At 33.9% G+C, this 12,330-nt stretch carries 10 protein-coding genes; all 10 read left to right on the top strand.

What is annotated here, in order from left to right:
• The first annotated feature begins 9 nt into the window (after positions 1-9).
• Genes DRW42_RS06090 through DRW42_RS06045 form a run of 10 tightly spaced genes read left to right on the top strand, consistent with a single transcriptional unit; the run spans position 10 to position 11,866 of the window.
• The gene (locus DRW42_RS06090) at positions 10-1,068 is read left to right on the top strand and encodes an acyltransferase family protein (protein WP_113947940.1); all 1,059 of its coding nucleotides are present in this window, start codon (positions 10-12) and stop codon (positions 1,066-1,068) included.
• Complete coding sequence (locus DRW42_RS06085) at positions 1,058-3,181, top strand: NAD-dependent epimerase/dehydratase family protein (RefSeq protein ID WP_113947939.1); 2,124 nt, start codon at positions 1,058-1,060, stop codon at positions 3,179-3,181. Before DRW42_RS06090 ends, DRW42_RS06085 begins: the two co-directional genes overlap by 11 nt.
• Entirely contained in the window at positions 3,160-4,101 is a 942-nt protein-coding gene (locus DRW42_RS06080) for a glycosyltransferase family 2 protein (RefSeq protein WP_158544286.1), read from the top strand. The genes DRW42_RS06085 and DRW42_RS06080 overlap by 22 nt, the downstream gene beginning before the upstream one ends.
• Positions 4,098-5,237: a glycosyltransferase gene (locus DRW42_RS06075; protein WP_113947937.1), complete on the top strand. Its 1,140-nt coding sequence runs from the start codon at positions 4,098-4,100 to the stop codon at positions 5,235-5,237. Before DRW42_RS06080 ends, DRW42_RS06075 begins: the two co-directional genes overlap by 4 nt.
• Before the next feature lie 37 nt (positions 5,238-5,274).
• On the top strand, positions 5,275-5,994 hold the full coding sequence (locus DRW42_RS06070) for a hypothetical protein (RefSeq protein WP_147243676.1): 720 nt from the start codon (positions 5,275-5,277) through the stop codon (positions 5,992-5,994).
• A gap of 17 nt (positions 5,995-6,011) precedes the next feature.
• A complete protein-coding gene (locus DRW42_RS06065; protein ID WP_113947935.1) occupies positions 6,012-7,211 on the top strand; it encodes a glycosyltransferase family protein in 1,200 nt (399 codons plus the stop codon).
• Positions 7,204-8,487, top strand: a complete 1,284-nt coding sequence (locus DRW42_RS06060; RefSeq protein ID WP_113947934.1) for a glycosyltransferase family 4 protein — start codon at positions 7,204-7,206, stop codon at positions 8,485-8,487. Before DRW42_RS06065 ends, DRW42_RS06060 begins: the two co-directional genes overlap by 8 nt.
• Positions 8,488-8,503: 16 nt before the next feature.
• Complete coding sequence (locus tag DRW42_RS06055; RefSeq protein ID WP_147243675.1) at positions 8,504-9,775, top strand: glycosyltransferase; 1,272 nt, start codon at positions 8,504-8,506, stop codon at positions 9,773-9,775.
• A complete protein-coding gene (locus tag DRW42_RS06050) occupies positions 9,772-10,911 on the top strand; it encodes a glycosyltransferase family 4 protein (RefSeq protein ID WP_167437794.1) in 1,140 nt (379 codons plus the stop codon). Before DRW42_RS06055 ends, DRW42_RS06050 begins: the two co-directional genes overlap by 4 nt.
• The gene (locus DRW42_RS06045; RefSeq protein ID WP_113947932.1) at positions 10,904-11,866 is read left to right on the top strand and encodes a glycosyltransferase; all 963 of its coding nucleotides are present in this window, start codon (positions 10,904-10,906) and stop codon (positions 11,864-11,866) included. The genes DRW42_RS06050 and DRW42_RS06045 overlap by 8 nt, the downstream gene beginning before the upstream one ends.
• Positions 11,867-12,330 lie beyond the last annotated feature (464 nt).

The raw sequence follows: 12,330 nt of genomic DNA, 5'->3' as shown, positions 1-12,330 counted from the left end.
TTTCTTTTAATGAATTTTACTATTTATAATTCATTCGAAAAAAATTACAGTCCAAAAAAAAATGCTATTGGGTTTATCCGTTTAATACTTGCCATTTTTGTAGTTATTCAACATAGTTTTGTTCTCAATGGTCAGATCGATCCATTAAGTTCCCTTGGCTTAACCAGCTTCGGAGCCCTAGGCGTAGATAGCTTTTTTATCTTAAGCGGCTTTCTAATTACTGCCAGTTGGCTTAATAGTAAAAGTTTTCTAAACTATATATGGCATAGGATATTAAGAATTTTTCCGGCTTTTTGGTTTTGTTTGGTTTTTACTGCTTTAATTGTTGCCCCGGTAATGGCATTAATAAGCGGTCAAATAATAGATTTACATTTCATCGGCAATCAGGCAACCTACATTTTTAAAAATCTCGCCCTTAATATTTACCAGCCAACTATCGGAAATCTGACCAACAATTTAGTTGAAAAATCGTTGAATGGATCACTTTGGACCTTATTTTGGGAATTTTCATTTTATATTTTACTCGCCATAAGCGGAATATTTGGTGCACTAGAGAAAAGAAAATGGTTATTAATAGGTTTTACAGCCATTTACATTCTGTGTTATTGGCTTGATCCCTGTAAGTGTACATTTTTTTTAAAGTTTTTTACCAACAAAAGCATAGCCATTTTACCCTACTATTTCCTTATTGGCTCAATTGGTTTTACTTTCAGAAAATATATTCCCGACTCAACATTCCTATTAATATTCTGCATTATATTATGGATTGTGGACATTAAATTCAATCCGAATTTCCCACTAAACCCATTTTTTCTCTTTTATATTTTACTCTGGCTAATTACGAATTTGCCTGTTAAATCAATTGAAAGATTCGGAGATTTTTCTTATGGTATATATATTTATCATTTTCTCATCATACAAACCATCATTCTTGCCAGTGGAAATTATGTTTCGGCATGGGAGATTTTTGCTATTACCGTTCCGATCAGCCTCTTAATGGCTTACATTAGTTGGAACATGATAGAGAAAAAATGTCTAAATCTAAAAAACATATTTAATGGGCGATAAAAAATGGCTAGTACTTGGCGGAGGTGCTGTATTTCAAGAATACTATTTAAAAGCGTTTGCTCATCTGGGCCTGTTAAAGTCGATAACTGTTGTAGAACTCAATGAAAATGTGTGTAAACTACTATCTGAAAAAGATATTTCAGTAATACAAATGGGATTTGATGAATTCTTTGATCAGAACAATTTAAAATTTGATTTTGCCGTTATCACCTTACCCAATTATCTGCACGAACCGGCAATAGCACATTGCTTAGCAGATAATATCGCTGTTTTATGTGAGAAACCTGTAGCTTTAACTACTGCAGCTTGCGATAGAATAATCCGATTAGAATCCCAATCGGCCAAACATGTTTACACTGGTATGGTACGCCGCTACATGCCTTCCTACCAGGCCTTAAGCAAGAGCTTAGCTTTAGTAGGTAAAATAAATACAGTAAAGGTTGAGGATGGAAATCCTTACGCCTGGGTAGCAGACAGCTATGCCTTCTTCGACCCGAAAAATGGTGGTGTATTAGCTGATATGGGTGTACATTATCTGGATTTACTTTACCATCTTTTTGACGACTTAGTACCTGTAAACTATCAGGATGATTATGAGGGTGGTGTAGAGGCAAATACCCTTTACCATTTGAAAAATGCAGATAATACGCATATTTCACTAAAATTATCAAGAACAGAAAAGCTCAAGAACACTTTCGAAATTATCGGCGAAAAAGGAAGGATTTGGATGGAAAAAGACAATTTTGAATCCTGTTTCTTTTCACCCGATGAGCAGGTTATCCATGAAATACGATTAGAAAACGCCTTTGCCGACAAAACACTGAAATATATTTTTGAGGCCTGCTTTGTAGAACAACTTAGCCGGTTTGCATCCAATCACGGTTCGCTTGTTAAAATGGATGAGGCTAAGGCTGTAATTAACCTAATTGAATGGGCCTACAATCAAAGAAGAACCATAGCACTTTATGAAAACGGATCCTCTTTTCTAATTACCGGAGGTACAGGATTTATTGGCACGGCATTGATTGAAAAACTTTGGAAGGATGGGGTCAGAAATATTACGGCACCGGTAAGGGGCTACAAAAATTGTGCACCTATTGCCCGATTCGGAATAGCGTTGCCCAAAGTTGATTTATTAAATTATAATGCCGTTGAGAAAGCACTATCAGGAAAAAAATACCTGGTTCATCTTGCCTATTCAACCGATGGAAAAGATGCATACAATATTAATATCGAAGCTACAAAGAACCTTGTTAAAGCTGCCTGTAAACAAGGTGTAGAAGCAATAGTAATTTTAAGTACGATGAATGTTTATGGCTTTCCGAACGGCATGGTTGATGAAAATACTGTTCATAAACCTGCTGGCGGAACTTATGGCAAAACCAAAAAAATAATGCAGCAATGGTGTTTAGACTTTGCCAAAAGTCAGCATAAAACCCGCATCGTTTTACTCAATCCAACCTGTGTATTTGGTCCTAATGGAAAAACATACACCACCTTACCTTTAGTGCTAGCCAAATCAAACCGCTTTTGCTGGATTGATGATGGACAGGGGTTGGCAAATGTTGTTTATATCGACAATCTGTTGGATGCGATTTTAAAAGCACTTGAAGTTAAAGCGGCCCATGGCAAAAATTTTATAATCAATGATGGAGTAATGACATGGAAAGATTTCTTAACCCCTCTTTTACAAGGATATGGCAATAAAATAGAAAGTCTCACAACTAAAACTTTGCTATCACAGAATTTTAAAGAAAAAACCAGTATAAAAAAAATAGTGCGCTATTTATTGGCTAACTACGAATTTGTAGGTTTAATTAATCAGCATCCCTTTTTCGGTAAGATTAAAAAAAATATTTTCAACCTCGTACCTAAATTTAGAAACAGATTGGATGGACAAAGAGAAGTAGAATGGTTAACCATTGGTTCTGAAAATCTTACCGACAACTCAACTGCACCATTTAACCCTCCAGTTTGGCTAAACGAAATTTACGGAAATACCCAGAGTACATTTTTAGCAGAAAAAGCGAAAGAAATTTTAGGATGGAAACCAACGGTAGATCTTGATGAGGCAATAAAAAGAACATCAACTTGGTTAAAGAAAATAAATTAGTTTCGGTTATTATCCCTGCTTATAATGCAGCCGATACCATTATTGAAACGCTGAATTCGGTTTATGCGCAAACTTACCTGGATTTAGAGGTTGTTGTTATAAATGACGGATCTACAGATAATACATTATCTTTATTAGAAAATTACCCTAAAATTCTTAAAATAATTTCAACGGAGAATAAGGGAGTTAGCCACGCCAGAAAATTAGGGTTTAATCATGCATCGGGAGATTATATCCAATACCTTGATGCAGATGACCTACTGATATTTAATAAAATAGAGAAACAGCTTAACGCGCTGTTAAGCACAAATGCCGATGTAGCTTATGGCGATTGGCAAAAATTCATCACTCAGGATAGCCAACTTTTAGTAACAGAAGCTATTGTACGTGAAATGAAGCCGGATTTAGAAATTTCGATTTTCACCGATTTCTGGTGTCCGCCTGCGGCCATTTTATATTCACGGAGGGTTTGCTCGAAACTGGAATGGAAAGAAAATCTCCCTATTATCCAAGATGCCCGTTACTTTTTAGATGCCGCAATATTAAAAGCCACTTTTGAATATACTCCTGGCATAATGGCGCAATACAGAACTGCTCAATCCCAATCATTGTCTCAGAAAAGTGATGCCAATTTTGTAAAGGATCTGTTTGAAAATACAAAAGAAATCCATCAGATATGGGAAAAAGATTATATCGATAGGCCAGATAAAAAACAGGCCATTATCCAATCATTGAGGCATTGCATTAACCGGCTTACCGTACTGGATAAGAATTTAGCTCAAGAGGCAATTCAGTTATTGCTTACTATTGTACCTCATTACCTCCCACCGGAAAAAGGGTTATTAAGAACTTTATCCAGAATTATTGGTTACCGGAATGCTGAAATAATAGCAGGAATGAAAAGAATGTTTAATTCATGAGAATAGCTTTGGTAACAGCTTATTTCTATCCCACCAGTACTGGCGGAACTGAAAAATATGTTTTAAACCTCGCTAAAAATTTGTTATCCGAAAATAACGAAGTACATGTGATTACCACTGGCGAATCAGCTCCAACAGAATATATAGGAATAAAGGTGTATTATATCCCCGATGAACTATCTGATGATCCGGATATTTTATTTGGAATAAAAGCCCCTAATAATGTAAAAGACTTTAGAAATCTAATCAGAAACAATCAATACGATTTAATCCATTTCCATACCCTTACCCCTGCCTTCAATACTTTCCATATTACCGAAGCTAAAAAGCTGGGTAGCCAGATACATTTTAGTGCACATGTGCCCGGTATTACCTGTATACATGGAGATTTAATGCAATTTGGGCAAAAGGCGTGTGATGGCTTGATTAAAAAACATAAATGTACTGCCTGCTACATTAGTAAAAAGGGTATTAATAAACCTTTAAGTCAATTGTTAGGGAGAGTTATTAATTATGTCGGTTATCCAATTAATATTGCCGGGGCGGTAGATAGAAAAAGAGAAAGTATTCGCATACTTAATCAACTTTGCGATAAAATATACCTGTTCACGAACTGGCAGAAAGAAATTTTTATCGCCAATGGTTTTTATTCTAAGAAACTTTCATTAACGAGCCAAGTGCTGGATAAAAAACTGTTTCCAAAAAATGCAGGAAACAAAGAGATCAGAAATATTGGTTTCGTAGGAAGAATAAGCCATGAGAAAGGATTAGATATTTTGATCAATTCTTTCAAGGCTGCCAACAGGCAAGATTTAAACCTTCACATTGCCGGTATTATAAATGAACTTCCATATTTTGAAAAACTTAAAAAATCAACAATAAGAAATGCAAATATTCATTGGGAAACAAATTTACTGCCAGAAAAGATAATTGAATTTTATCAAAAAATAGATTTACTCATCATTCCATCAATCACGTACGAAACGGGGCCATTTGTGCTTTTTGAAGCGTTGGAAAATAATATTCCGGTATTGGCTAACAATTTGGGCGATATGCATATTTGGAAAAATAAGGGTTTTGATATAAAGCTTTATAATAATAAAAAACGCCTTATAAAAGAGATTAGCGAATTTTAAGATGAGCTTTCCAATAATTTTCCTAACCTATCATAAAATGGAACATTTTATCAATCCATCTTTAGAGGTTTTGGATGAATCGTGGCCCAATCATGGTGACGTTTATATCATTAGTGATGATAAAAGTGATCGGATCTTAAATTGCAAAAAATTATATCGGTTTGAATATTCATTGAGTTGGATCAATCTGTTGCATAAAGGAATTACTAAATTTCAAAAGGATTTTCCGGACATCGAAGCTACTTATCTCATTTTGGATGATTTAATTCCATTAAAACCGGTCGATGAGCTTACGATAGAAAAAAACGAAAGCATATTTAAACATCGAAAGTGGAATTTCCTATACTATCCCCATTATAAAAATGGTTTCAATTATAATATCAGTATCAATGGGCAGCAATTTGTTCAAACCCCTCAAGAGTGGCCTTTTTATTCACAAATAGGCGCTGGACTTCTGAGGTTGGACTATCTGCTCAGACTTTGCGAGTATGCCATAGATCAAAATCTACATTCTCCCTGGGAATTTGAATTTATCAAGAGTAATGAAATACATTATATATCATCTTATCAATGGCCAACTGTACGTGATGGATATTCTAAACAACGTTATATAAATTTTAAAGCGATAACATTTCTTAATAACGGTACGTTCAAAAATTTACTCATTTTATACTACCTAAAACAGATGCCGAGTAGAGTTTTTGTTTTTTTTATCCAAAAAAAGAATAATATCAAACATCGGCTTAAAGGGTCCTAACCATTAAAAAAAGGCAATTGGAGAAAAAAAAAATAGTATTAGTTACTACTGCACATCTAACATCTAATCCCAGGTTAGTAAAAGAGGCCAAATCTCTTTTAAAAGCCAATTTTAATGTCAAAATAATTTCTTTACAACAACTTGCTTATCTTAAACATTTTGATAAAGATATTATTAAAGACTTACATCAAGCAGATATTAAACTCATTAATTGTGATAAGTCGACATTGAGGGGAAAAATATTAAACATTAAACGTTTATTGCGTAAAATCTGGATTTCAATAAACCCATTATCATATTTAACCGAAAACGTATTGTTTCCTGAATTTAAGTATATACTCAAAAAAGAAAAAGCAGATTTATATATTGCCCATACGATCCAGGCATTACCAATAGTACAATGGGCAGCAAAATTCAACCAGTCAAAGTTTGCCTTTGATGCCGAAGATTATCACCGTGAAGAAAGTACAGATAAAAGGCAAAACCAATCTGCTAAAATTATAGAAGACAAATACCTTGTTAATGCCAGCTACATCAGCGCAGCAAGCCCATTTATTGGTAAATGCTATCAAGAGAATTTTCCAACTAAAAAAGTAATTACATTAAACAACTATTTTGAAAAAGAAAATAAGAAAATCGAGACCAATGAGGATCAAAAATTAATAAAATTAGTTTGGTTCTCACAAACGATTGGGACTAACAGGGGTTTAGCAGAATTTCTACTCAAATTAGCAAACTTTAACGCATCTGAATATGAGGTTCATCTGAGAGGTTCTTGCAGCAATGAAACAAAAGCGGAAATCTTGAAAGATTTATCAGACGAATGGAGAAAAAAAATTTTCTTTTATCCCCAATGTTCTTCTTATGAATTAAATTCCTGGCTACAGAAATTTGATGTTGGATTAGCACTGGAAAACAGTGTACCTAATAACCGTAATCTTTGTATAACAAATAAAATTTTTCAATACCTAGATGCAGGGCTTGCCATTATAGCGACTGCCACAATAGGACAAAAATGGGTAATGCAACAATGTCCCAGTGCAGGTTTCATTTTAGATCAAGATACTGATTTGATGAATTTACAAAATTGGCAAAAAGATAGAAAATGCTTAGAATTTGCTAAAAAAGCAGCAGTCTTAGCCGCGACACACACATTCAATTGGAAATTTGAACAAAAAAAATTAATTGAAACCATAAAGCAAATAGATCTTGATTAAAAAAGCAGAAACAACTTCAATAATCAATGCTGTGGTACATGCCTCACCAGGTATCGGCAAATTCAGTACCGAAACCATAAAGGCCTATAATCAGGAAAATTATTTAAAATTCATGTGTACAACTGTTGCATTCCATCCTGCTAACAGTTATGTAAATTTATTGCTTAAAATCTTTCCTTTCATAAAAAAGAGATTGAAAAATAGATTTTTTACTGATGTTCCTGATCATAAAATTAAATTATACCCCTGGAAAGAAGTCTGCAGATTACTTGCGGTTAGATTTCTTTCGCTAAAATCTGCTGATATTATTTGGGAATGGGCCGAGTTAAATTTCGACAAATGGGTTGCCAGAAAATTAAACCATAGTGTCAAAATTGTTCATTGTTACGAACATGCTGCCTTAAGCACATTCGAAAGGGCACAACAGATTAATTGTTTTAAAATATTGGAGCAGACAAGCCAACATTATTCGTTTTACGAAGCTTTATTGAATGAGCAATTTAAACAGTACCCTTTGTTAAAATCGGAATATAATGAGCACATTTCGGGAAAACTTTTTTCAAAACGCAACAAAAGGAAACAAAAAGAATGTGAATTAGCCGACTTAATTATCTGTAATTCTACTTTCACCTTAAAAACGCTAATCAATGCTGGAGTTGATGAAAATAAAATCTTAAAAATCCCTTTGGCTTATCCCGTGATTTCGGATACCCATTCCAAAAATGAAGAAAAAAAACAGTTTATTTTTATTTGTATCGGTTCGCTAAGCATTAGAAAAGGTACACACATTTTATTAGAGGTATGGAGAAAATATTTTGCTGATTGTGCCGACGCCAGGTTAATTCTTGCAGGAAGTAACTCCCTTCCAAAAGAATTCACAGAAAATTTGCCGCTAAACATTGAATTTAAAGGTTTTTTAGGTAAATCAGATTTAAATGAATTATATGAAAATGCAGATCTATTGGTCTTCCCAACCTTAGCAGATGGCTTTGGAATGGTAATTACCGAAGCCATGGCGAATGGTTTAACCGTATTAACCACAAACAATTCGGCAGGTTATGATTTAATAGATAATGATGTTGATGGTTTTTTAGTTGAAGCAGGTAATGCCGACCAGTTGGCGAAAAAGATGTTGTGGATAAAACAGAACAAAACTATACTCCCAGAAATGAGCAGGTTGATATTGGAAAAAGCAAAAAAATATCAATGGAGCGATTACAGAGCACTATTGATCAAGAGTATCTCAGAAAGATATCAAAATCACTTAAACCCTTAAAGAAAGAATTTTGTCTTTGAAAAAAGTTCTGATCATTTCACCTTATTTTGCACCTACAAATGCTGCAGACAGCCATCGCGTGAGAATGAGTTTGCCATACTTTAAAAATTTTGGATGGGATGTTCATGTAGTTACAGTTAACCCAGTTAATTCTGATTTAGTAAAAGACGAACTGTTATATGAAAGCATCCCTGATGAAATACATGTGTATCAGGTAAACGCTTTCTCAAAAAAATGGACAGCCCAAATTGGGCTGGGAAGCATAGCGCTCCGCTCACTGTGGTTTTATCTCCGTTTTATAAACAATTTACTCGCTAAGCAAAAATTTGATTTAATCTATTTTTCTACTACGCAATTCCCCATCTGTGCTTTAGGACCTTATTGGAAGCGAAGGTTTCATATTCCATACATTATTGATTTTCAGGACCCATGGCATACGGATTATTACAAGCATAAACCCAAAAGTGAAAGGCCTCCAAAATATTGGTTTTCTTACCGGTTAAATAAGTTTTTAGAACCTATTGCCCTGAAGAAAGTAAGCGGCCTGATAGCCGTAAATCAAGAATATATTGATGAACTGGTTACCAGGTATCCAGAACTGGCAGATATTCCTTCATCTATAATTCAATTTAGTACTTCACAATACGACTTCGAAATAGCACAAAAGCACCAGGCAGCTTTTACCTCTTTCTTTAAGAAAAACAAAAAAATTAAAATTGTTTATGTTGGTGCTGTAGGTAGTATTATGAAAGAAAGTATCGTAAAAATTTTAAAGGCATTCAAATCTTTCATAGATAACAACTCATCTTTTCACGAAAACATCGAACTGTATTTCCTCGGAACAAGCTATTCGCCCAACGGTAAGGGAGTACCCAGTGTTGCCCCGCTCGCTCAAAGGCTGGGTATCGAAAAGTATGTGATAGAAGTAACCGATCGCTTAACTTACTATAATGCCATTCAGCACGTTAAAAATAGTGATGCTTTATTAATGGCTGGCTCAGACGATCCCAATTACATAGGATCCAAAATTTATAATTACCTGTATACACAAAAGAAAATATTCTCACTCTTACATAGCCAAAGCCCAGCAAACCTGATATTAATAAAATATAAAAATGTAACGCTTCAAAACCTTGAGGATAACCAGGCAGAAATAGACGATAGCTTTAGCAGATTTATTTATTCCATTGCGAACAAATTGCCTGAAGATTATCAATATATTTTTGAAGCGCTGCAAATGACAAAGCTTCAATGCAGTTTATTTGAAAAAGTAATTTCCGGAATTTGAAAAAGCTAGCCATTATTATCAGTCATCCTATACAATATTATGCTCCAGTATTTAAACTGTTGGCACAGCAATGCGAACTGAAAGTTTTTTATACCCTGGGTACTACCGAAAATATAAATTACGATCCGGGATTTAAGCAGAATGTGATATGGGATATTGATTTACTGGAGGGATACGATCATGAATTTATAGAAAACACCGCTAAAAAACCTGGTTCACAAAATTTTATGGGTATTAAAAACCCCAAAATAATAAAGTTGATTAAGGCCTTTTCCCCGGATGCTTTACTGGTGTATGGCTGGAGTTATTTTAGTCACTTATCTATAATTTGGCATTTTAAAGGAAAGATTCCCGTTTGGTTTAGGGGTGATAGTACGTTAATCGATAACCAACCCTGGATTAAAAGAAAAATCAGAAAAGCCATCTTAACTTTAGTATATAAAAACATTGATATTGCATTTTATGTAGGTAAGGCAAATAAAGCCTATTTTAAAACATTTGGGCTAAAAGAGAACAAACTCATTTTTGTCCCACATGCTGTAGATAATATCCGTTTCGGAACAGATAGAAAAAATGAGGCCTTAACGATCAGAAATAAGTTAGGAATAAACCTAGATGAAACACTAATACTTTTCGCGGGCAAATTAGAAAGTAAAAAATCGCCCGATTTATTATTGGAAGCATTTAAACAACTCAATAGAAAAGATGTCCATCTATTATTTGTTGGAAATGGTGAGTTGGAAAAACCACTTAAATCCACGGCTTCCGACCAGAAAATAAGGAATGTACATTTTCTCGATTTTCAGAACCAAACTAAAATGCCTGCCATATATCAGGCTTGTAATTTATATTGTTTGCCATCTAGAGGGCCGGGAGAAACCTGGGGTTTGGCAGTGAATGAAGCAATGGCGGCTGGAAAAGCTATTTTGATTTCAGATAAAGTTGGTTGCGCAATTGATCTTGTTGATGCATCCAATGGACTGATCTTTGATATTAATGAACAAAGCTTACTTAGTAGTTTACAGGTACTGATCAATAACGATCTTAAAGTAATGGGAGAAATATCAGGGAAAAAAATTGAAAACTGGAATTTCAATAATCAGGTTGCAGTGTTAGTAAATATGTTAAATGGATGAAATAAGTATTTCCGTATTATTGGCAGTAAAGAACGGTGCCCAATTTATTAGAGCATCAATTGATTCTGTTCTTAACCAAGATTACCAGGCATTTGAATTGTTAATCAGTGATGATAATTCAACCGATAATACCATTCAAATCATTAACTCTTACGCAGATAAGCGAATTACTCTTTTCAGTCAAAAAAAATCACTTGGTCAATTTGGAAATTTCAATTTCTTACTCAAAAAATCTAAAGGAAAAATTGCTCATTTTTGGAGTCATGATGATGTAATGCATCCAAATTGCCTTTCGGAAACCATAAATTTTTATACCAAAAACCCATCAATAGGTATGTCGTACTGTAGTGGTGATTATATCAATGAAAAAGGGGAAGTTACCCAAGAGTGGGAATATGATGCAACACCTGCAATATTGGATAATAAATTATATGCAAAATATTCATTGAGTTATGGTTGTTTGGCAGGTAGCATTTCGCAAGTTGCAATAAATAGGGATAAAATCGGCAATGACTATTTTTTTAAAAAAAATTTAGTCCATTCAGGAGATTTTGATTTATGGACTAGGATAGCTAAAAACCATAGTATAGGATTTATCCCTAAAAAGCTTACAAGCATCCGGAATCATCCAAACCAGGTTTCGCATAAAGCAGCAAGCAATTATGCCTCTGTTGTTGAAGGAATTAATATTACCAACATGTTATTTGATTTGGCGAAAGTAAGCTCAGAAGTAAAACGAAAAACTAAACGCGAGCTAATTCTAATTCATTACTTTCAAAGAATAGTTGTGCTTTTAATCCGAAAAGAATTCAGGCTCTTTTTTTCAGGTTTAAATCTCTTAAAAAAAGAAGATAATCTTGTTCTAGTGTTTTTTGCCTGGTTTAAATTCCGGTTAAGGAATAGAAAAACATTTCTTTTACATCGAAAAAAAATAATATCTCATTTAATTAATTAAAAAATAAAAAAATTGTTTGATAATGCAATAAAATTAGGTAGTTCGAAGATTGGCATTGCTGTTATACTGGCGTTATCACTTCTTACCATAAATCCGTTAGCCACTTTTTTTGCTGTTCTTTTTGTTCCTTATGCTGCAAAACTACTTTGGAGAAAAAATGAACCTCCAATTTTATTTTTCGCTTTGCTAATGCAGTGGTCTCAGGTATGTTTAAAAATATTTTATGCAGACTATTTGTATAAAGATTTCAGTGAATTATTTGACAATTACCAAAGTATCAATAAAGCTTATTATTATAGTTTAACATCACTCTATATTATATCATTGGGTATTTTTGCTATTATAAAGAACATCCCAAAACACGATTTTGGCAATTTCAAATCACAGCTGTCAAATTATAACAAAAAAAAAATAATCACCCTTTATGTTATTGCGATCTTTATCACTCCTTTTCTTCTTTATTT

It is taken from the genome of Pedobacter miscanthi, from assembly GCF_003315595.1.
GTDB classification, from domain to species: Bacteria; Bacteroidota; Bacteroidia; order Sphingobacteriales; family Sphingobacteriaceae; genus Pedobacter; species Pedobacter miscanthi.
This window is presented reverse-complemented; position numbering and strand designations above follow the sequence as displayed.

Excerpts from the sequence above, each read along its gene's own strand:
- DRW42_RS06090 (WP_113947940.1), top strand. The coding sequence starts at position 10 with ATGAATTTTACTATTTATAATTCATTCGAAAAAAATTACAGTCCAAAA.
- DRW42_RS06085 (WP_113947939.1), top strand. The coding sequence starts at position 1,058 with ATGGGCGATAAAAAATGGCTAGTACTTGGCGGAGGTGCTGTATTTCAA.
- DRW42_RS06075 (WP_113947937.1), top strand. The coding sequence starts at position 4,098 with ATGAGAATAGCTTTGGTAACAGCTTATTTCTATCCCACCAGTACTGGC.
- DRW42_RS06070 (WP_147243676.1), top strand. The coding sequence starts at position 5,275 with ATGGAACATTTTATCAATCCATCTTTAGAGGTTTTGGATGAATCGTGG.
- DRW42_RS06045 (WP_113947932.1), top strand. The coding sequence starts at position 10,904 with ATGGATGAAATAAGTATTTCCGTATTATTGGCAGTAAAGAACGGTGCC.